Source organism: Microbacterium sp. SW12 (assembly GCF_055391095.1).
In genome coordinates, this window is the sequence record NZ_AP024335.1 from 2,677,461 (window position 1) to 2,697,946 (window position 20,486).

The window sequence follows — 20,486 nt, forward strand, 5'->3', positions numbered from 1 at the left end:
GCCACGGAGGGGGGTCTTCGACCGCCCTCGGGCGTGGTGCCGCATCCGTAAGGGCTGCGTCGGCCAAACTGGTGCGCAATCCACACCCAGGGAGGGGCTCGTCATGCCCGACGGACAGGTTCTGGAGTTCGCGGGGCTTACCAAGCGCTTCGGGACGATCTCGGCAGTCGCCGACCTCACGTGCAGCATCCAGCCGGGGCGCATCACGGCGTTTCTCGGACCCAATGGGGCCGGCAAGACCACGACGCTGCGGATGCTGCTGGGTCTGATCCGTCCCACCTCCGGCTCGGCGACCATCGGCGGTCGCCGCTACGACGAACTCACCCATCCCCTGCACTCGGTCGGTGCGGTTCTCGAGGCGACCGGGTTTCATCCTGGCCGCACGGGAGCAGCCCATCTCACGGTGTATGCACAAGCTGCCGGCATCCCGCGTTCGCGCGTCGATGAGGTACTGGAGCTGGTCGGACTCTCGCACGCTGCGGGACGCAAGGTCGGCGGCTACTCCCTCGGGATGCGCCAGCGGCTCGGGGTTGCGTTCGCGCTGCTCGGTGACCCCGGCGTGCTCGTGCTCGACGAGCCCACCAATGGCCTCGATCCCGAAGGCATCCGCTGGATGCGGTCGTTCCTGCGGACTCTGGCCGGCGAGGGGCGGACGATCCTGGTGTCGTCTCACCTTCTCGCCGAAGTGCAGCAGACGGTGGATGCCGCGCTCATCATCTCGGGCGGACGCCTCGTCTTCGAGGGGTCGCTCGCCGACCTCGCGTACCAGGAGGTTCCGGTCACCCTCGTCGACTCTCCCGACCGCGGCGCACTCGTCACGGCGCTGGAGGCTGCGGGTGTTCCGCTCGAAATCCTGCGCACCGGCATCCAGGTGGAGGGCCTCGACGCCGCTCGTGTGGGCGCGATCGCTGCCTCTGCCGGCATCGCCCTCTCGGCACTGACCGACCGGGGGCCGGCCCTCGAAGAGATCTTCCTCGAGTACGTCAACGGAACGAGGCCGCCGCGGCTGCTGACGGACGAGCCTCAGCCAGAGGTCCCGATCGAGACCGAGGAGCAGCCTGAGGTCACGACGGCGTCGGATTCCGAGGCCGATACGCCCGTCGGTGCGTCAGCCGACGAGGAAGGGGCGAACCGATGACCGTCGCCACCGTTACCCGGTCGGAGTTCACCAAGTTCTTTTCGACATCCCTGTGGTGGGTGTTGGGGCTCGTGCTCGTGGTCTACATCGCCTCCACGGCAGGCGCGCTTGCGTTCGTGTTCGGGGCCGTCAGCAACGGAACCCTTCCTGGAGACGGTGCGCCGGTCCCGACCGAGGGCGTCGCCCCCCTGCTGTATTCGCTGGCGGCGAGCGTCGGCTATGTCATCCCGCTCATCCTGGGCACCCTCATCGTTACGACCGAGTTCCGGCACAAGACTCTGACGGCAACGTTCCTTGCAACCCCCCGCCGCGGCACCGTCCTGTGGGCGAAGATCGTCGCGGGCATTGTGGTCGGCGTGGGCTTCGGGATCGTCGGCGCGCTGTCATCGGTCGGGCCCGCGGCGGGGTTTCTCACGGTGTTCGGTATCGATACCGACTTGGGAGCCGGGTCGACCTGGGCGCTGATCGCGCGGGTCGTGCTCGCGCTGACGATCTGGGTGGTCGTCGGGATCGGGGTCGGCACGCTGGTGCGCAACCAGGTAGCCGCCGTCGTCGGAGTGCTTGTCTTCACGCAGTTCCTCGAACCGATCGCCCGCACGGCAGGCGCGTTCGTGGAGGGACTCGACACCGTCACGAACTACCTGCCGGGCGCGGCAAGCGATGCCCTCGTCGGAGCCAGCATCTTCCAGATGGCGGGCGCAGGAGCCAGCACGAGCGGACTCGAATGGTGGGCTGGCGGCGCCGTCCTGCTCGGCTACGCGCTTGTGCTGCTCGTGCTCGGCTACGCGCTCAACTGGCGCCGCGACGTCAGCTGACGAGGTCGGCGACGTCTTCGGCTGGGCCCTCGACATCCAGCCGGAGCGCCTGGACCAGCGCCAGACCGTGTCGCGTCGTGAGCACGATGCGTTCGTAGTCCGGATGCTCCTCAAGGTCGATCACGACACCGGGCCGCCGCCCGCGCACCAGGACGAAATCCTCGCTGCCGGCTGACTTCCAGGTTCCCATGGCGACGACACCGCGCACATGCGTGCCGGGGCTCGGCACGCCGCGAAGCCAGGTCCACACGTCGTCGGTGAGCTGAACCTTTGCAATCGTGTCGCGCGGGAGGTCTACATTCTGCCGCCGGAATGCAAGCAGCCGCTCAGACCCCGACAACGCCACCTCCAGGTGGGCGGAGTCAAGCAGCAGGGTGACCATGAACCTAGTCTGCCAGCGGCGTTCGCGCCCTTACGGGGAGTTTGCTTACAAGCCCGCAACGATCCCTCTGCACCCTCCCTCCAACGGCAGACGCTCTGGCGCGATCGACAGCACGTGCACTCTCCGCATCAACTGCTCCTTCGACAGCGACTGCAGCGTCCCGAGCGCCCAACCGGGAGCTCGAGCTCCTCCGCAGCCTCCACTGACTCCTGGTCCCTTGCCGGCATCCGATCATAGGTCGGCTCCACCGACCACGGAGATCTCCTTGCCGCCAAGGCCCAGGGAAATGTTCGGGAAGGGAAAGACCACAATGCTCGACCTCACAAGCGCCATCGACCAGCTGATCGTTGAAGCCGAAATCGCCGCACTACCCACCTGGGACGGCGCACCCCTGCACTACACCAGCGCCTACCACACCCCCGACGAACTCGCCGCAGCGCTCGAGCGTTGGCGAGCCGAACAAACACCCGGCACCTGGCGTCGATGCCACCTGTGGCGCCCTGCCCCCGCAGCCGGGGCACTCGACCTCGAGCACCACAACCTCACCACCTGGATCACAGACCTCCGCTGCGACCACCACGGCGCCGAGTATCACGCCTGCTCGTGCGTAGGCGAACTCCTCTACAAGAGCGTCTGCAGCGTCTGCTCCTGGCAAGCGATCACCGACGACGAGAACACCGCCGTCGAAGCCTGGCACGACCACGCCATGCCCGGATGGCGCGACCTCCCCACCCTGCCCAGCAAACTCCGCGGGCACATGGGCACCCGGAAAATGACCCCCGCGCTCGAAGCCTGGTTCGACGCGAACTACCCCGAGAACTTCCGCGTCCCCGGCGCACCCATCCTCACCGACCGGGGCGGCAGCGGCATGCGTCACGTCCCCGACTACAGCCCCTACGGCGGCTTCGACCTCAGCGACCACAACTGACCACACCACCCCGAACGGAGATCACCATGAGCACCCCCGAACCGCGCGCTCTCACCGAAGCCTGCAGCATGTGCCCCGAAACCCTCGTCGCCTTCACCGACACCGAACTCACCGAACAACTCAGCCTCCACGTCGCCCGCCACCACAACGGCGCCACCGCGGCCGTGGCAACCCCCGAACGCCCCACTATGACCGACGCGGTACGCATCCTCGCGGAAACCTGGTCAGTCGTCGCCCGCTGCGACGTCGAGGTCTTCGGTGGCCTCCAATACGTCGAAGCGCTCTCCATCGCCCAAGTCCTTCACGCAGGCGGCTACTCCAGCCTCGCCGGCGAAATCATCTACCGGTGGGCGCGTAACGACACTGATTGGGACGACCGCAACGACCCCCAGTTCGTCACCGAAGTCAACCGGTGGATCGCGCTCATCGAACCCGGCATCCTCGACCGGGAAAGCTCGGCATTCTGCCAGCACTACATCGACACCGGCCTCTACCTCACCGAAGGCGAGACCCTGTGACCGGCAATGCTCAGGTGCCCCAGAACCCCACCATCGCGGGGGAACTGGGGCACCCCCACGTCGGTGCCTGGATCAGCTGGGAAATCCCCAGCCCCAACCTGCTCCTCCCCGTCCGCATCCCACCCCGCGAAATCGCCTGGCTCGCCTTCGATGGCCACAAGATCAACATCGGCCTCTGGCCCGCCGACAACGAAGACGGCGACACGTTCGACGAGTTCTACCTCGAACCCGACCACCCCATCCGACTAACCGAGGCGCCCGAGGGCGACCCGGCGTGATGACAGCACCCGTAGCCGTCCCGCGGCCGAGCGCGACGGCTACGGCCGTATACAGCCAACAGTGAACGGATATGTCCTAGACTGGACGCAGCCCGCCCCCTGCTGGGGGAAGGGAAGTAGAAGCCGGGACCCCCGCCGTTTGACGGGACCCGGCTTTCGCGCTGCTACAGCCGGATATCCACGATCGTGGTCGCGGAACGGATCGGCTCGAAGAACTGACTCCGGTTCGCGATCGACTCCCCGTACGCCCCGAGGGTCTGGTCAGCCACCCACAGCATCGGCTCACCACTGGGCAGCGCATGGAACACCCGCAGCGACCGACCCAGCGACTGCGCCCCGCGCATCCGCTCCACTGTCCGCATATCGGCGCCGTCCAGCGATCGACCACGCGACTCGAGCGTGAGCCGAGTCACGCCTTGCCGCTCGAGCTCCCACAACATCCGCTGGATGCACAGCGCCCGCGCTCTCTCCTGCTTGCGGGGATTCACCGGCGCCCCCACCACGACCACGTGGTACGCATCGAACGCCGCGATGCTCGCGATCACCCGCGCCTGCTCGGCGCCCTCAAGATCACGCCAATGAAGCTTCGGCCCGCGAGTGTGCAGCTCCCGCATCCGCTCCCGCAGCTCGTCGCACCGACTGTCCTCAGCAACGACCACACCCAGCAGGTAGTGAGAGATCCCGCCAACCTCGCGCATGCTCTCATCGCCCCACGCTGACAGCTGAAGCGACTCCACGCCCACACGCTACCGGCCACACACGACACCCTCGAGGCCGCTCCCACCCCACCATGGATGCCCAGAAGGGACTGTCCGAATAACGGTGGATCTGGTCTGGCCTGACCGAAAGGAAAGGCGATGACCGATGTCATCGAGATGATCGATCCTGTGACCGGAGAGATCATCGATCAGCAACAGCTCGCGGAGCAGTTGCTCGCGCAGGCTAAGGAGCAGGGCGTCAGCCTGGTCGGCCCAGGGGGACTGCTCGGGAACCTCACCAAGACGGTCTTGGAGACCGCGCTCGAGGCGGAGATGACCGAGCATCTCGGCTACGAGAAGCACGGCGCCAGCGAGGGCGACAATGCTCGCAACGGCACCCGGTCCAAGACGGTGCTCACCGAGGTTGGCGCTGTGCAGATCGACGTGCCACGGGACCGGGACGGGTCGTTCCAGCCGAAGATCGTCCGCAAAAGGCAGCGCCGACTGGATGGGATCGACGAGATCGTGCTGTCGCTGACAGCGCGGGGGCTCACCACCGGTGAGGTGGCGGCGCACTTCGACGACGTCTACGGCGCGTCGGTGTCGAAGGACACGATCTCGAAGATCACCGACAAGGTCATCGAGGAGATGACCGAGTGGCAGAACCGCCCGTTGGACCGCGTCTACCCGGTGGTGTTCATCGACGCGATCGTGGTGAAGGTCCGCGACGGGCAGGTGCGCAACAAACCGTTCTACGTGGCCGTGGGCGTCACCACGGCCGGGGAGCGCGACATCCTGGGCATCTGGGCCGGCGACGGCGGCGAGGGCGCGAAGTTCTGGCTCGGCGTGCTCACCGAGCTGAAGAACCGCGGCGTCGAGGACGTCTGCATCGTCGTCTGCGACGGACTGAAGGGGCTGCCCGAGTCGATCACCACCACGTGGGAGCTCGCGGTGGTGCAGACGTGCATCATCCACCTGATCCGGAACACGTTCAAGTTCGCGTCACGGAAGTACTGGGATCAGATCGCCCGCGACCTGCGGCCGGTCTACACGGCCCCGACCGAGGCTGCCGCGAAGGCGAGGTTCGAGGAGTTCGCGGAGAAGTGGGCGAGCATGTATCCAGCGATCCGCAAGCTCTGGGAGAACGCCTGGAGCGAGTTCATCCCGTTCCTGGACTACGACGTCGAGATCCGCCGCATCATCTGCTCGACGAACGCGATCGAGTCCCTCAACGCCCGCTACCGCCGCGCGGTCCGTGCCCGCGGGCACTTCCCGAACGACGCCGCGGCACTGAAGTGTCTCTACCTGGTGACGCGCTCGCTTGACCCCACAGGCCGTGGCAGGGCACGCTGGGTGACCAGGTGGAAGCCGGCGCTGAACGCGTTCGCGATCACGTTCGAAGGCCGCATCAACTAACCATGCGCCAGATCAGATCCACCGTTTATCTGACAGACCCGCCCAGAACGCCCTAGATGTACCGGGCCATGAGGTTGGTGGCGGTGCGGGCCTTGTGAATGGGGAGGACCTCCGGGCTTAGTGGAGATATCTGACGTCTCTGCTGACCGGAGGTCCTCGATGTCCCACGCTAATGCGCGCCTGACTGTCCGTGGCAGGCTGCTGATCGTTGAACGTGCCCGCGCCGGGTGGAAGCAGGCGCATATCGCCTCGGCGATGGGGTATCTCGTCGCTGTGTGAAGCGATGGCTTGACCGCTATCGGGCCGAGGGCGACGCCGGCCTTCATGACCGATCGTCGCGTCCGCACCATGTCGCGAACCGCACTGCGGACGAGGTCATCGCCACGGTCGTCGCGGTGCGGACAGCAGAGCGCCTGGGGCGTGACGAGGTCGCAGCCCGGACGGGAGTGCCGGCCCGGACCGTGTCGCGCATCATCGCTCGTGCGGGGCTTCCTCGCCTGGCCGAGTTGGATCCGATGACCGGGGAACGGATCCGTGCATCCAAGACCACCACGGTTCGTTACGAGCGCGAGCGGCCCGGGGAGCTCGTGCACATGGACGTGAAGAAGCTCGGCCGCATCCCCGACGGCGGTGGATGGCGGGCTCTCGGTCGCGACGTCGTCGACCGGCACCGAAACGTCAAGATCGGGTTCGACTATGTCCACTCGCTCGTCGACGACCACTCCCGGCTCGCGTACTCCGAAGTCCTCGGCGACGAGAAGGGACCCACCTGCGCCGCGTTCCTCGAACGTGCGATCGACTACTTCGCCGCGCACGGCATCCCCCGCATCGAGCGGCTGATCACCGACAACGCGTGGGCGTACAGATGGTCGTTGCGCGAGGTCTGCGTTGCGCACGGCATCCGGCAGAAGTTCATCAAACCGCATTGCCCCTGGCAGAACGGCAAGGTCGAGAGGTTCAACCGGACCCTGCAGACCGAATGGGCCTACCGGCAGCCCTTCACCTCGAACCAGCAGCGCACCGAAGCCCTTGACCCCTGGCTCGACCACTACAACACTGGACGACGCCACTCAGCCCTCGGAGGCAAACCCCCGATCAGCCGACTGCAACCAACGTCATGACCGGGTACACCTAGAGGCGCTCAGAACGCCGCAGGAGGCCGTAGAGGACCGGCCTCGCACGACGCCTCTCGCCAACGACCATGAAGCCTCTCAGCGACCCCGCGTCCGAAAGACGATCGTTCTGTGAGACACGTCCGATCCGCCACCCACAGCATCGGCTCACTGCTGGGCACCGCGGTGGGCTACCGGTAGCGACCGTCCCAGCGCCCGCGCGGATCATCAGGCCCCGCACGGTCGACTACGTTCCCGACTCGGAGCGACCCTGCGTCTGAAGCTTCTCCTCGAGATTCGCTGCTCTCACGCTGACGATGATGGCCACGATGCCACCGACGACGTAGACGACGGTACCCAGGAATGAGGCGTAGATGATCCACGAGGCTGTTCGGACCCCATCGACTGCGAGGACCATCAACGCGATGACAGCCATCACGGCGAGGGTTGTCATCGCGAAGGCGAAGGTGGACCATAGTCCCGGTGACAGCCTCCGCGCGCTTCTCACCTTCCATAGGGCGAGAGCGGCGGAGACGACCGCGACCACGAACAGGACGATCGTGACGATCGCACCGATCCAGCCGATGACCAATTGCTGGTCGGAGGGTTCGCCGCAGCTGTAGAGCAGCGGCACGGCGCTCAACGTGGAGCCGATTTGGCAGTACGGACTGCGTTGCTGCATGTAGTGGCCGGCGGAGACGAAGAGCGGGATCAGAAGAGAGACGAGCAGACTGCACCAGCCCAGCCCGAGAAGGCCGGACTGGTGCAGTCGAGGTTGTGCGCTCATGTATCTACTAAACAGGACGACACCAGATCAGTACGGACCGTTGCATGACCAGATCTGTGCCGCGACGAGGCCGAACTCTCCGGAATACCAGCAGAGGTCGGGCGCCTGATTGTTGTTGTCTGCGTTGAGGACCATCCTGTTCTGGCCAGTACCGGGACCGGGATAGCTAAGGGCGGTTACCCCCATGCAGTCTGTGAGAGGCATCCAGGGTTGGTTCTCACATTGGTGTCGGGTCACGGGTTGGACGATTGATCCGACCCTGCTCTGGGTTTCCTGCCCCCGGAGTGGGTAGGAGTAGATCATGAGAGTGTTCGTGCCGTAGGTGCCTGAAGGCATGGCCCAGGGCTGTGCCATTCCCACCGCGACGGTCGACACGTTGCAGGGGTCGGACAGATCGTTGTAGTCACCATAGAGCCCGAGGGCACCTGGTGCCGCGACCACGTTCGCGCCGTCGATGACCCATCCGAACCAGTCGAACGGCTGGTTCGACGCAGCAGCCCAATCCTTGTAGTCATCGCCGGAGCAATTCGGACGCAGATCCTTCCCGGGGAATGTAATCGGTGTTCCGGGGGCCAGGGCCTGTTGTTCGTGTAGAAGTCGACCTGGAACTCCATGCCCCAATGATCTGCCATCACCAACGGGGACGCGTATGGGTCTAGTGACCACCACGAGTACTGCGATGAGATCGAGAGGTTCTGCCCCATGTCCGTGATCATCACCTGAGCGTCGTTGGGCTGCCACGTGTCCCCCGCGGCAGCCGAGGACGCCACAACAGGGGAGAGTTGCGCTGTGGAACTTCTCTCCGCGGGCCCGCGATCCGTCGGAACAACAGCGTCTGGGGCGTCGTACACGGGGAGATCTGCGCCGAGGACCACGTCACCCAGTCCGCGGGACTGCTCACGCTTGTCCGTGAATGCCTCCCCGTCGACGTACGCTGTGACGATCTCCGGAGCGGTGCCTGTTTCCTTCCTGACCTCGGCAAGGAACTCCTCGACCGTCAGTCCGCCGTCGACCCAGAAGTCGCCAACGATCGAATCGCTCTCGAACCGGTAACCCTCTACCGGCAGCCCAGCCGCCCGAGCGACGGTCGTCGCGGACTCCAGGCTGACCGGGTGCGCGAAGGAGATCTCGGAGAACGTCGGTGTGATGGGCTCCTCGACGGGCTCCTTCACGGGGCTCTGGTTACCCGATTCGGCAATTGCCGCGGCCGGTGTCATTGCGAGCACCACCGCGGCGATTGGGGGTGTCAGATGGTCTGTGTGAGTGGGGTTCACCTCGAAGGAGAACATCATGGAGACCATGGCTATCAGTCCGGAGCGCGAGGAGCGCAGGCGTCGGCAGAAGGAGCTCGCTGATCAGTTGAAGTCGTCGGGTGCGATGGATGAGATCTTCGCGAAGATCGATGCCGGCACCCCGCTGACGGGCGATCAGGGGCTGCTCGGTGGCATGCTGAAGGCCGCGCTGGAGCGGGGCCTGGACGCGGAGCTGACCGAGCACGTCGGGTACGAGCGTGGTGATGCGGAAGCGTCGCTGTATCCGAACTCCCGCAACGGCACGACGCCGAAGACGGTGTCGACCGAGATCGGTGAGATCGACCTATCGGTCCCGCGGGATCGGAACGGGTCGTTCACCCCGATGCTCGTCCCGAAGGGGCAGCGCCGGCTGGATGGGCTGGACGGGATGATCATCTCGCTCTATGCCGGCGGGATGACCATCCGCGATATCCAGCATCATCTCGCGAACACGATCGGCACCGAGCTCAGCCATGAGACGATCTCGAAGATCACCGACCAGGTCGCCGACGAGGTCCTCGCGTGGCAGACCCGCCCATTGGAAGCGTTGTATCCGGTGATCTATCTCGACGCGATCATCGTGAAGATCCGTGACGGCGGTCACGTGCGCAACAAGGCCGCGCATATCGCCGTCGGGGTCGACATGGACGGGATCAAGCACGTCCTGGGTATCTGGGTGCAGGCCACCGAAGGCGCGAAGTTCTGGGCATCGGTCTGCGCCGAGCTTGCCAACCGTGGCATCCGCGACGTGCTGATCGTCTGCACCGACGGGCTCACCGGATTTCCCGAGGCGGTCGCGGCGACGTGGCCGCAAGCGACCGTGCAGACCTGCGTGGTCCACCTGATCCGCGCGGCGATGCGGTTCGTGAACTACAAAGACCGCAAAGCCGTCGCCGCCGCGCTGAAACCGATTTACACCGCGGTGAACGAGGACGCCGCGCTCGAAGCGCTCGAGGCGTTCAGCGACTCCGAGCTCGGCCGCCGCTACCCCTCGGCGGTGAAGACGTTCCAGGACGCCTGGGACCGGTTCACCCCGTTCCTGGCGTTCCCGCCCGAGCTGCGCCGCGTGATCTACACCACCAACGCGATCGAGTCGCTGAACTACCAGCTGCGGAAAGTGACGAAATCGCGGGGTCACTTTCCCAACGACGCCGCCGCGGTCAAGCTGCTCTGGCTGGCGATCTGCGACATCGAAGACAAGCGCGCCCGAGAACGCGAGAAGGAACGCGGGCGCCCCTCCAGCCAGCGAAAAGCTTCCGGCCGACTCATCGAGGGCAACGTGACCACGAACTGGAAACAAGCCCTCGAACAACTCGCACTCGCCTACCCCGACCGCATCACCCCCTACCTCTAACCACCAACACCAACCCGCTTACACAGAAGACTTGACAAGCCCCGGCGATTGCCCCGCCGAGTGAGATGGCTTTCAGGTGTCTCATCAATCCTCCTGTCATCGTTGAGTGTCGATGTCTCACTCTCTCCATGGCACTCACACGAAACCAGGCAGTACGTTCCCTGGACTCAGAGGCGGAAACATGAGATAGGCGGGTACGCTACGTCGGCGGGTGAGGTGTCAGCTCCAGAGCCCACAGAACACGAATGACCGTGACCATCGTGGGGTTCGGAGCCGTCCCGACACCAGGCCCGACCCGCTCGAGCGCCGCATACGTCTGCACAGATACATCGGCCATGTGCGCGACCTCTTCTTGAGAGAGGCCGCGCCTGCGTCGCGCCGTCACAAGAACCTCGGCAAGGTCTCGCGTCACTTCGTAGTACCGGTCAGCGAATGACCGCGCTTCCTGCATAGAGGCCTCCCTCGACACGGAAATGCCCACGGGGCGCTCACGAGCCAAGGCCGACGCTACCTACGGACATCGGATCTCTGTCCCCCATAAGGGGGACAAGCCTGGCCTCTCGCCAGACCGGCGTCCGAAAGACGATCGTTCCATGGACACCTGGTCAGGCGCGATACCGACCGAGTCGGCACCCGGAATTCCGCGGCAGCCCCGTGAAGCCATCGGCGCGTCCGCAAGCGCTTGATCTACCGGACGCGGGTACACGACCGCGACACACGACCGGGCCCTGCACCGACGGTGCAACACTGGGGTGGTGGGCACGCTCAACCGAACACCGACTCGCCCCGCTGCCGTGAGCCTCGACGATGCCCTCTCACGAGCCGAGGCGGGCGACGACCTCAGCCGCGACGATCTGATCGCGGTGCTCTCGGCGCGCGGGTCGGACCTGGACGCGGTCCTCGATGTTGCGGGCGACCTGCGGGATCACGGCCTGCGAGAGGCTGGACGCCCGGGAATCTTCACCTACTCCCGCAAGGTGTTCGTGCCGGTCACGACCCTCTGCCGGGACCGCTGCCACTACTGCGTGTTCGTCGATACCCCCGGACAGCTGCAGCGCGCCGGCAAGCCGGTGTTCATGAGCCCCGAGCAGGTGCTCGCCGTCGCCCGCGCCGGCCAGCGCCAGGGCTGCAAGGAGGCTCTGCTCACGCTCGGCGACCGCCCCGAGGAACGATGGCCCGAGGCTCGCCGTTGGCTCGACGAGCACGGTTTCGCCTCGACCCTCGACTACGTCGCGCACGTCGCCCGCCTCATCACGGCCGCGACCGGCATGCTCGCGCATCTGAACCCCGGCGTCATGAGCGCCGACGAACTTCAGCGGTTGCGCCCGACAGGACCATCGATGGGCATGATGCTCGAGACGACGTCGCGCGAGCTGTTCGAGACCCCGGGACAGGTGCACTATGGGTCCCCCGACAAGGATCCCGACGTCAGGCTTCGGGTGATCGAGGAAGCCGGCATCCACCGCATTCCGTTCACGACCGGCATCCTCGTGGGGATCGGCGAGACGATCAGCGACCGCGCCGACTCCCTGCTGGCTCTGCGGGACGCGCACCGTCGCCACGGACACCTGCAAGAGATCATCGTGCAGAACTTCCGCGCGAAGCCCGGGACCGCGATGCGGGACGCGGCGGATGCCGAGCTGGAGGAGTACGTCGCCGCAGTGGCGGCTGCGCGCCTGACGATGGGCGCGAATGCACGCATCCAGGTTCCGCCGAACCTCAGCGACCCGACCGAGTTCGCCCTTCTCGTGCGGGCCGGTGCTGATGACTGGGGCGGGGTCTCGCCGGTGACAGCCGACCATGTCAATCCCGAGCGTCCGTGGCCCCACCTCGACGATCTGGCGGCCCGCACGGCCGAGTTGGGTTTCGAGTTGCGTGAACGTCTCACGGTGCATCCGGAGTACCTCCGCGACGCCGCGACGTGGCTCGCTCCCGAGTTGCACTCGGCCGTGGCCGCCCTTGCCGACCCGGTCACCGGGCTCGCACTGTCGACGTTCACTGCACCAGCCCCGGCGAGCGCGACCCGGCCCGGCCGGGGCAACTCGTTCGAAACGCTGGTGACGGATGCCGCGACCGACCCGGAGTCTCTCGCCGACGAGGACTGGGGGCGGCTGCTGTCGGCACGGGACGCGGACCTCGAGGCAGTCACGCGCGCAGCCGACGATGTGCGCCGCTACACGGTCGGCGAGGCCATCAGCGTTGTCGCCAACCGCAACCTCACCACGACCGGGCTGCGTCCGAGCGTGTCCGTCGGCGACGCGGACCGCGACACGTTCACGATCGCCGAGGTCGCCGAGATCGCTCGGGATGCGGCTGACCTCGGTGCGAGCGAGCTGTGCGCGCAGGGCATCATCCCGATCGAGGCGGATGCCTACCTCGAGCTTGCTCGCACGGTGAAGGATGCCGCGCCCACGCTGCACCTGCACGCTTTCCGCCCGCAGGATGTCTGGGACTTCGCGACCCGCAGCGGACTCTCGATCGACGAGGCCTACCGCGAGCTCAGGGCTGCGGGCGTCGATACCGTCCCGGGCACCGGAGTCAAGGTTCTCGATGACGGCATCCGCGAGCGGGTGGCCGCCACCGATCTTCCCGTCGATCAGTGGCTCACCGCAATCCGCGCCGCACATGCTGCGGGGCTGCGGTCGACATCCGTGCTCTTCTACAGCCACGTCGAAAGCGCCGCCGACCGCGTCGCGCACCTGCGCACCCTTCGCGACCTGCAGCGCGAGACCGGTGGATTCACCGAGTTCGTGCCGATCCCGCTGCCCGGATACGGCGTGCCGCTCGTCGCGGACAGGTCACCGATCGATGAGCATCGCGCCATGGTCGCCGTGTCACGGCTGCTGCTGTCGGGCGCGATCTCACACATCCAGGTGCCGTGGCCTCGGCTCGACGCCGCCAGCATTCCCGTGTTGCTGCGCTCGGGTGCCGACGACCTCGGCGGCACGCTGCTCGATGGTCGGGTCCTGCCCCGCACCGGTGTGGAGCACGGGCGCGAGCTCCCCCTGTCTGAGGCTGAGCGCATCGCCCGGCACCTGCTGCGGCCCCTCCGGCAGCGCACGACCGACTACCGGGACGCGCGCCCCGCTGCTCGCACGGGCGACCGAAACCGGGAGCCGCGATGACACCCGAACACGAGGTGGTGATCGTCGGCGCGGGTTTCGCGGGCCTCGCCGCCGCGATGGAACTCGAAGCCGCCGGAGTCACCGACGTCGTGATCCTAGAGCGAGCGAGAGAGGTGGGAGGCACCTGGCGCGAGAACACCTACCCGGGCGTCGCCTGCGATGTTCCAGCCCACCTCTACGCTCTGGCGCGTCATCCGTGGCCGCACTGGACACGGGAGTTCGCGCCCGGAGCCGAGATCCAGGCGTACCTCCGACGCGTCGCCGCCACCACAGGGATCGAGCGCCGCATCCGGTTCGACACCGCGCTGCTTGACGCCCGCTGGGACGACGGCGCGTGGACCCTGCATACCACCGGCGGCAGTCTGCGCGCACGGATGCTCGTCCTCGCGTGCGGACGGCTCACCGAACCGTCGCTCCCCGAGGTGCATGGGCTGGCTGCCTTCCCCGGTCCGGTCGTGCACTCCGCACGGTGGGATTCCCAGCTCGACCTGGACGGTAAGCGCATCGCGGTCGTCGGCACGGGCGCGAGCGGAGTCCAGCTCGTCCCGGAGCTCGTGCGCCGTGGTGCCGAGGTGACGCTGTTCCAGCGTTCCGCGCCCTGGATCCTTCCCCGCGGCGGCAGAACCTATACGGATGCCGAACGCGAGCGGTTCGCGACCCACCCCGAGGTGCTCGCCGCCCTGCGCGAGGATCTCTTCCGCGAGGGGGAAGCCCGCCACGCCTCGCGCGCGGGTGACGCCGCTGCAGCTGCCGCGGCATCCGACCAGGCACAGGCGCATCTGCACGCGCAGGTATCCGACCCGACGCTGCGCGCATGGCTCACCCCCGACTACGCGTTCGGCTGCAAGCGGGTGCTGCTCTCCGACGACTTCTACCCTGCCGTTGCCTCGGACGCCGTCACCCTTGAGCCCTCGGCGCTGGCACGGGCGGATGGCGGTACCCTCGTCGCCGCGAGCGGGCGGCGCCATGCCGTGGATGCCGTCGTTCTTGCTACCGGGTTCAGCGCGACGCGTCAGCCTTACGCCGAGCTGGTCACGGGTGAAGACGGGATCTCCCTCGACGAACACTGGGCAAGCGGAATGTCATCAGCGCTGTCGACGGTCGTGAGCGGATTCCCGAACCTGTTCATCCTCAACGGACCCAACGCGTCCCTCGGTCACAACTCCTCGATCCTCATGCTGGAGGAGCAGGCAGCGTACGCCGCGCGGACGATCGCCGCGGCCCCGGCAACGGCCACCTTGCGCCCCGACCCCGCCGTCGAGCAGGAGTACACCCGCATGATCGTGCGACGCTCGCGCGACACCGCCTGGGTCTCCGGAGGATGCCGCAACTGGTACGTCGACGAACGGTCCGGGCGCCTCACCTTGCTGTGGCCGGGCACCGTGACACAGTTCCGCGACCAGCTCCGCCGGGCCGACGGCAGCGAATTCCTGACTGAACCCGCTACCGAAAGGAGCACCACGCCATGACGATCCCCCTGCGCCTGGGATACAAGGCATCAGCCGAGCAGTTCGGACCAAACGAGCTCGCAGACTTCGCGGTGGGCGCCGAGCAGGCCGGGTTCGACTCGGTGTTCGTCTCCGACCACCTGCAGCCCTGGATGCACGAGGGTGGCCATGCGCCGGCGGCTATCCCGTGGCTCGGCGCCGTCGGGGCGCGAACGTCCCGGGTCCTCCTCGGCACGTCGGTGCTCACCCCCACCTTCCGCTACCACCCGGGTGTCGTGGCGCAGGCCTTCGCGACCCTCGGCGTGATGTATCCGGGTCGCATCATCCTGGGGGTCGGCACCGGCGAATCCCTCAACGAGGTGACCCTCGGCATCCCGTGGCCCGAGCCGCCCGAACGTTTCCGTCGCCTGAAGGAGTCGCTCACGCTCCTGAACAAGCTGTGGACCGGCGAGCGCGTCAGTTTCGACGGCGAGTTCTGGCAGGTTCGCGATGCGACGATCTACGACCGTCCCGATACTCCCGTCCCGGTCTACATCGGCGCCGCCGGGCCCGCCGCCACGCGCCTCGCAGGTCGCGTCGCCGATGGCTTCATCACGACAAGCGGCAAGGACCCTGCCCTGTACACCGACACACTCCTTCCGGCTCTTGATGAGGGGCTGGAGAAGTCGGGGCGCACGCGTGATGACATCGACACGCTCATCGAGGTGAAGGTCTCGTACCACCCCGATCCTGCCGAGGCCCTCGAGCGCACCCGGTTCTGGGCCCCTCTCGCGCTCAGCCCCGAAGAGAAGGTCGGCATCCACGACCCCATCGAGATGCAGCGGCGGGCGGCGGAACTGCCTATCGAGCGCGTCGCGAAGCGGTTCATCGTCTCGTCCGACCCCGACGAGCACGTCGACCGCATCCTCGAAGTCGCCGAGCGCGGCTTTCGCCACCTCGTGTTCCACGACCCCGGGCACGACCAGGCGGAGTTCATGGAACGCTACAGCCGCGACATCCTCCCCCGCCTGCGCGAACGTCTGGATCCGTGAGCGGCTGGACGCTTGTCATCCCGGTGCGCGGCGGCGCGGGAAAGAGTCGCCTCGTCGTGCCGGATATCGATCGGGCAGCACTGGCGCGCGCGATCGGGCTCGACACGATAGCCGCAGCGCAGGCGTGCCCGGCTGTCGCGCAAGTGGTGGTCGTGACCGCGGATGCCGAGATCGCGCGTGAGATCTCGGATGGCTGCCTCATCGTCACCGACCCCGGAACCGGCTTGAACGACGCGGTGCGGGCCGGGCTCGCGGTGACGGATGCCGCCCAGCCGCGAGCCGCGATGCTCGGCGACCTTCCCGCGCTTCGCGCCACAGACCTGGAGACCGTGCTCGTGGCGGCAGCACGGTACGAGAGCGCGGCGCTGCCGGACGCGGAGGGGACGGGCACGACCCTCATCACGCGGACGGTGGCCGGCGAGCTCGTCCCCGCATTCGGTGAGGACTCTTTCACCCGCCACCGGGCAGCAGGATTCCTCGACCTCGCCCGCGAGATCGAGGCCGGCCGGCAGCAGCGGGGGCCTGGAGCGCACGGCGAGACGTCGACACTCTCGATCAGCTCCACGAAGCCGCCCAGCTCGGGCTCGGCATCCGCACGGCCGCACTCTTGGAAGGGAGATCGCGTCAGGGCGCAGCTTCGTCGGTCGCATGAAGCAGCGGAAAGCGCGCAACGACCTCGATGAGCGCATCGACGGTCTGGCGATCGGCCACACCGTCGACAGTGAGACCGGCGGCCTGGGCGTCAGTGGCGGTCCGCGGGCCGATCGCCGCCACGACGGTCGAAGGCGGAATGTGCGGGAACTGCTCGCGCACCTGTTCGGCGACCGATCCGCTTGTGACGAGGATCGCGTTGATCCGACCGCTACGCACGTCGTTCGCGATGCGCTCGGTGACCGGAACCCCGACCGTCCGATAGGCGACCACGCTGCGCACGCGGTGGCCGGCTTCCGTGAGCATTCCGGTGAGCACCGGCTTCGCCGTCTCGCTGCGCAGTGTCAGGATGTCGCGCGGCTCGGGTTCGAGGTCAATCATCTGGCCTGCCAGGCCCGCGGCTGAATTGTCGAGGTCCGGTACGAGATCCACGCGGTACCCGACGGCTTGCAGCGCTGCAGCCGTGGTTTCTCCGACCGCGGCGACCTTCGTCTGCGGGGGATGACGGCGCGGTAGGCATAGAGGACGTCGACGGTGGTCGCACTCGTGAGCGTCACCCAGTCGAAATCGCCCGCCGCAAGGGCCGCTAGCGCCGACTCGAGCTCTGTCTGGTCAGTTGTGGGCGCGAAATTGATCAGCGGCGCGATGACAGGTACGGCGCCCTGGCGCCGCAGCGTCGCGGCGACGGAGTCGCCCCAGGGTCCCCCGCGGGGGACCAGAACACGCCACCCGGCCAGTGGCTTGGCGGCGGTCTTGGACGGTGCTCGGTTCATGATCGACTCATCGATGCGGAGTCGACCGCCCGACGTTCGAGCAGCCGAACGACGTGTCACCTCGGGTCACAGGATGGTGGCAACTACGTCGTCGGCAGCTTCCGCATCATCGCGCTGCCTGTTGTCCGAGCATAACCCCCACGCTCGGGGGATGTCGCGGTCAAAAGGTCACGAGATGGTCACCTCGTGGCTGCTGCGGGGCTACTTGTTGACGTAGGAGTTGACGCCCCACCACACCAAAGCACCCACGGCCGCCGCTTTCACCACGGCGAGAGTGACGGTCGCGACGGGGTGTTCTTGCGAGAAGCGGCGCAGTTTCGTCACCGCGCTGTCGGTGGCCTTCGAGACCTGCTTGGGAACGTTGGTCTTGTCTTCGATGGCAGCGAGCGCGGCCTTCAACTCTGCCCGGGCCCTCTCGACCGGGTCCGTGAGCGACAGGTCTACCGCTGTCTTGGGAACGCCGGTCTCAGAGCTCATCACGGATCTCCTTGATGTCTTGGCTGACAGCCTGGGCGGGGTTACGCCTGCGGGTGAGCTTCCGGAATCTCAGCACGCCGAGCAGGGCGAACACGATAGTCACGACCAGGAGGGCGGCGAACACGACCAGCGCCGACAGCCACACCGGCCACCACGACGAGAGCCCGGCGATCAGGAAGGTACCGAACACCGGCAACGACCAGAACAGCACGAACAGGGCGACGAGGAACAGGACGACGCCGATCCCGGCATCCTTCCCCGCCTGCCGCGCCCATGCCTTCGCGGCATCGACCTCAGCGACAATCAGGTTCCGTATCAGTTCCGGAAGCTCGCCGAGGAGCGAGAGAAGGGAATCGTTCGCCCGATCGCGGAATTCTCGAGGGGCGCTCATGTCACTCCTTGCCGGCTGCCTTGGCGATGTCGTCGATCGCCTCGTCGGCTGCCTGCTTCACAGCGTCGGCGGACGTGTCCGCTGCGCTGCTGACGGCATCCACGGAGTCTTTCCCGGCCTTCACCGCGGCGTCGAGCCGCTCGCCCGCGGTCCCCTTCGAGGTGGCAGCCTTGGTCACCTTGACCGCCGAGTCCCAAAGGGTGCTCGGCAACGCCATCGCGCTGGACTTCGCGAAGTCCTTCGCTTTGCCCACCTGCTTCTGCACGGGCTCCATGTTCCAGACCTTCAGAGCCTGGGACTTGATCTGCTCGTATCTCTGCCGACCGGCACGCGACCCGAGCACGTAGCCCACGGCGAGTCCGACGACGAGTCCTGCTTTGCCCCTCATGGGGTCTCCTCACGCTTGTCGAGCGGGTGGTCCTCACCCAGCGTAACGCCATCGGCATGTGTCCCCCACAGGAGGTTGACACGGAGCCGCTCAGCCTCCTCGCGCGCGTGCGCGACGACGCGCGCGAGGCCCGGGCCCGACACCCACGCACCCACGAGGCCGAGCCCGCGCACTTTGCCTACCCGCTCTCGCAGCGTCTGGGCTGCCTCGTCTCGCCCCCGCATCACGGCGGCCGGCGGCTGCACCCACCGGTCTCGACGCGCTTCGACAACCGCGTCAGCGGGTAGACCGAGCAAGGCTTCAGCCTCACGCGCCGCCTTGACGAAAACGTCGTCGTCACTGAGCGCGGCAGTCGGGGGCGCGGTCTCGAGGTCACCATACGTGAGGCGGGCCACGCGCACCCCGGTGACAGTACCGGTCCAGCGCGCGGTCTCGTCCGACGCGACAACCGGTTCGGTTGCGGGGTTCAGCGTGAAGACGGTGGTGTGCTGCTCCTCGGGTGCCGGCGCGGAGGCGACGAGCGTGACGACATCCTGCACGAGTTCGCGCGTCAGGAGCTCAGGGACGGAGAAGGGCACGAGGCGGGTGGCGTCGGCAGCTTCCGTTGCGACGATCACGGCGTCAGCGGCCAGTGTCTGCGTCTCATCGACGGTATCCAGGGTGACGGTCCAGGAACCGCCCGAGGACGTGAGCTGGGATACTCGCGCCCCGGTGATGACAGAAGCCCCGTAGTCGCCAAGGCGCGCGATCAGGGCATCGACCAGACGTGTCGGCCCGCCCACCAGGCCATGGATCGGCGGAACCCCTGACTCGTCGTCGGCGACCGCCAGCAATTCGCCAGCCGCGGCGGCGAGCGATCCGGTTCGCGTCAGTGCCGAACTCAGTCCGGGCGCGATGAGGCCGACATCCACCGCGTCGGGGACCAGTCCGTACCGGCCCCGCATCAGCGGGGCAACGAGCCGGCCCAGAATCTGCCCGCCCATGCGACGACGAACGAGTGTGCCGAGGTTGCGTTCTTTCCCGATGGTCAGCGGCGGGCGCAGCCGGTCGAGATAGGCCCGCCAGGTGCCGGCCCACCCGATCACGCGGCGCACCATCGGATCCCACGGATTCGCCGGTATGCCGGCCACGGTCTGCTCCGGGTAGGGCTGGACCCCACCGGAAACCGCGACCCAGACATCCGCGTTCGCCGGCTCGACCACCTCATCGCCGAGACCCAGTTCCGCCACGAGCGCGTCGACTGCACCGTTTCGGGTAGCCCAGCCCGTGGCGCCGAGGTCGACAGCGATACCCGCGACCTCGGCGCGCGCGATGGCACCGCCGAGACGCTCGGATGCTTCAACCAGCGTCACCTGCAGCCCGACCTTCGCGCACTCCAGCGCGGCAACCAGTCCGGCGATCCCGGCACCGACAACGACGACGTGCTCGGATCTGGCGTGTTCGACCAGCTTCTCGAACGCGGATTCGGCCATTCCTCCATCCTC

The 20,486-nt window shown here is 67.1% G+C and carries 20 protein-coding genes and 2 pseudogenes; 12 read left to right on the top strand and 10 right to left on the bottom strand.

The window, feature by feature from the left end; all coding sequences use genetic code 11:
* Positions 1-103: 103 nt before the first annotated feature.
* On the top strand, positions 104-1,138 hold the full coding sequence (locus MICSW_RS13520; RefSeq protein WP_464496283.1) for an ABC transporter ATP-binding protein: 1,035 nt from the start codon (positions 104-106) through the stop codon (positions 1,136-1,138).
* Positions 1,135-1,953 carry an ABC transporter permease gene (locus MICSW_RS13525; RefSeq protein WP_228178344.1) on the top strand — a complete coding sequence of 273 codons (819 nt, stop codon included), beginning with the start codon at positions 1,135-1,137 and terminating at the stop codon, positions 1,951-1,953. Before MICSW_RS13520 ends, MICSW_RS13525 begins: the two co-directional genes overlap by 4 nt.
* Here MICSW_RS13525 and MICSW_RS13530 read toward each other — a convergent pair.
* On the bottom strand, positions 1,946-2,335 hold the full coding sequence (locus MICSW_RS13530; RefSeq protein ID WP_228178343.1) for a hypothetical protein: 390 nt from the start codon (positions 2,333-2,335) through the stop codon (positions 1,946-1,948). The genes MICSW_RS13525 and MICSW_RS13530 overlap by 8 nt on opposite strands.
* A gap of 310 nt (positions 2,336-2,645) precedes the next feature.
* On the opposite strand from MICSW_RS13530, the gene MICSW_RS13535 reads away from it, so the two are divergent.
* From MICSW_RS13535 to MICSW_RS13545, 3 genes are read left to right on the top strand one after another with little or no spacing between them, the layout of a single operon-like run.
* Positions 2,646-3,263 carry a DUF6349 family protein gene (locus MICSW_RS13535; RefSeq protein WP_228178342.1) on the top strand — a complete coding sequence of 206 codons (618 nt, stop codon included), beginning with the start codon at positions 2,646-2,648 and terminating at the stop codon, positions 3,261-3,263.
* Positions 3,264-3,289: 26 nt separating this feature from the next.
* Positions 3,290-3,781, top strand: a complete 492-nt coding sequence (locus MICSW_RS13540) for a hypothetical protein (RefSeq protein ID WP_228178341.1) — start codon at positions 3,290-3,292, stop codon at positions 3,779-3,781.
* A complete protein-coding gene (locus MICSW_RS13545; RefSeq protein WP_228178340.1) occupies positions 3,778-4,059 on the top strand; it encodes a hypothetical protein in 282 nt (93 codons plus the stop codon). Before MICSW_RS13540 ends, MICSW_RS13545 begins: the two co-directional genes overlap by 4 nt.
* Before the next feature lie 164 nt (positions 4,060-4,223).
* Here the strand turns inward: MICSW_RS13545 and MICSW_RS13550 are convergent, their stop codons facing one another.
* Positions 4,224-4,796 carry a hypothetical protein gene (locus MICSW_RS13550; protein WP_228178339.1) on the bottom strand — a complete coding sequence of 191 codons (573 nt, stop codon included), beginning with the start codon at positions 4,794-4,796 and terminating at the stop codon, positions 4,224-4,226.
* Positions 4,797-4,934: 138 nt separating this feature from the next.
* On the opposite strand from MICSW_RS13550, the gene MICSW_RS13555 reads away from it, so the two are divergent.
* Both MICSW_RS13555 and MICSW_RS13560 read left to right on the top strand, forming a co-directional pair.
* Entirely contained in the window at positions 4,935-6,173 is a 1,239-nt protein-coding gene (locus tag MICSW_RS13555) for an IS256 family transposase (RefSeq protein ID WP_464498407.1), read from the top strand.
* 159 nt (positions 6,174-6,332) lie between these two features.
* Positions 6,333-7,294, top strand: a pseudogene (locus MICSW_RS13560) (IS481 family transposase).
* 238 nt (positions 7,295-7,532) lie between these two features.
* On the opposite strand, the gene MICSW_RS13565 reads toward MICSW_RS13560, so the two are convergent.
* Both MICSW_RS13565 and MICSW_RS13570 read right to left on the bottom strand, forming a co-directional pair.
* Positions 7,533-8,072 carry a hypothetical protein gene (locus MICSW_RS13565; protein ID WP_228178338.1) on the bottom strand — a complete coding sequence of 180 codons (540 nt, stop codon included), beginning with the start codon at positions 8,070-8,072 and terminating at the stop codon, positions 7,533-7,535.
* A 299-nt stretch (positions 8,073-8,371) separates the two neighbouring features.
* Entirely contained in the window at positions 8,372-9,364 is a 993-nt protein-coding gene (locus MICSW_RS13570; protein ID WP_464496284.1) for a hypothetical protein, read from the bottom strand.
* 7 nt (positions 9,365-9,371) lie between these two features.
* Between MICSW_RS13570 and MICSW_RS13575 the strand changes: the two genes are divergently transcribed.
* Positions 9,372-10,718 (top strand): IS256 family transposase, encoded by a 1,347-nt coding sequence (locus MICSW_RS13575; RefSeq protein WP_228481089.1) that lies wholly within the window; start codon positions 9,372-9,374, stop codon positions 10,716-10,718.
* A gap of 199 nt (positions 10,719-10,917) precedes the next feature.
* Here MICSW_RS13575 and MICSW_RS13580 read toward each other — a convergent pair whose 3' ends face one another.
* Positions 10,918-11,169: a helix-turn-helix transcriptional regulator gene (locus MICSW_RS13580; RefSeq protein WP_292728644.1), complete on the bottom strand. Its 252-nt coding sequence runs from the start codon at positions 11,167-11,169 to the stop codon at positions 10,918-10,920.
* A gap of 304 nt (positions 11,170-11,473) precedes the next feature.
* Between MICSW_RS13580 and cofG the strand changes: the two genes are divergently transcribed.
* From cofG to MICSW_RS13600, 4 genes are read left to right on the top strand one after another with little or no spacing between them, the layout of a single operon-like run.
* Positions 11,474-13,843: a 7,8-didemethyl-8-hydroxy-5-deazariboflavin synthase CofG gene (gene cofG, locus MICSW_RS13585; RefSeq protein WP_464496285.1), complete on the top strand. Its 2,370-nt coding sequence runs from the start codon at positions 11,474-11,476 to the stop codon at positions 13,841-13,843.
* A complete protein-coding gene (locus MICSW_RS13590) occupies positions 13,840-15,312 on the top strand; it encodes a flavin-containing monooxygenase (protein ID WP_464496286.1) in 1,473 nt (490 codons plus the stop codon). The genes cofG and MICSW_RS13590 overlap by 4 nt, the downstream gene beginning before the upstream one ends.
* Entirely contained in the window at positions 15,309-16,322 is a 1,014-nt protein-coding gene (gene fgd / locus MICSW_RS13595; RefSeq protein ID WP_464496287.1) for a glucose-6-phosphate dehydrogenase (coenzyme-F420), read from the top strand. The genes MICSW_RS13590 and fgd overlap by 4 nt, the downstream gene beginning before the upstream one ends.
* A complete protein-coding gene (locus tag MICSW_RS13600) occupies positions 16,319-17,005 on the top strand; it encodes an NTP transferase domain-containing protein (protein ID WP_464496288.1) in 687 nt (228 codons plus the stop codon). The genes fgd and MICSW_RS13600 overlap by 4 nt, the downstream gene beginning before the upstream one ends.
* On the opposite strand, the pseudogene MICSW_RS13605 reads toward MICSW_RS13600, so the two are convergent.
* The 5 genes and pseudogenes from MICSW_RS13605 to MICSW_RS13625 form a co-directional block, all read right to left on the bottom strand.
* Positions 16,947-17,746, bottom strand: a pseudogene (locus tag MICSW_RS13605) (uroporphyrinogen-III synthase). The gene MICSW_RS13600 and the pseudogene MICSW_RS13605 sit on opposite strands and share 59 nt — an antisense overlap.
* Positions 17,747-17,947: 201 nt before the next feature.
* Positions 17,948-18,223: a hypothetical protein gene (locus MICSW_RS13610; protein WP_292726523.1), complete on the bottom strand. Its 276-nt coding sequence runs from the start codon at positions 18,221-18,223 to the stop codon at positions 17,948-17,950.
* Positions 18,213-18,614 (bottom strand): phage holin family protein, encoded by a 402-nt coding sequence (locus MICSW_RS13615; RefSeq protein WP_228178329.1) that lies wholly within the window; start codon positions 18,612-18,614, stop codon positions 18,213-18,215. Before MICSW_RS13615 ends, MICSW_RS13610 begins: the two co-directional genes overlap by 11 nt.
* 1 nt (position 18,615) lies before the next feature.
* Positions 18,616-19,002: a hypothetical protein gene (locus MICSW_RS13620; protein ID WP_228178328.1), complete on the bottom strand. Its 387-nt coding sequence runs from the start codon at positions 19,000-19,002 to the stop codon at positions 18,616-18,618.
* Positions 18,999-20,474: a protoporphyrinogen/coproporphyrinogen oxidase gene (locus MICSW_RS13625; protein WP_464496289.1), complete on the bottom strand. Its 1,476-nt coding sequence runs from the start codon at positions 20,472-20,474 to the stop codon at positions 18,999-19,001. Before MICSW_RS13625 ends, MICSW_RS13620 begins: the two co-directional genes overlap by 4 nt.
* Between the last annotated feature and the right edge of the window lie 12 nt (positions 20,475-20,486).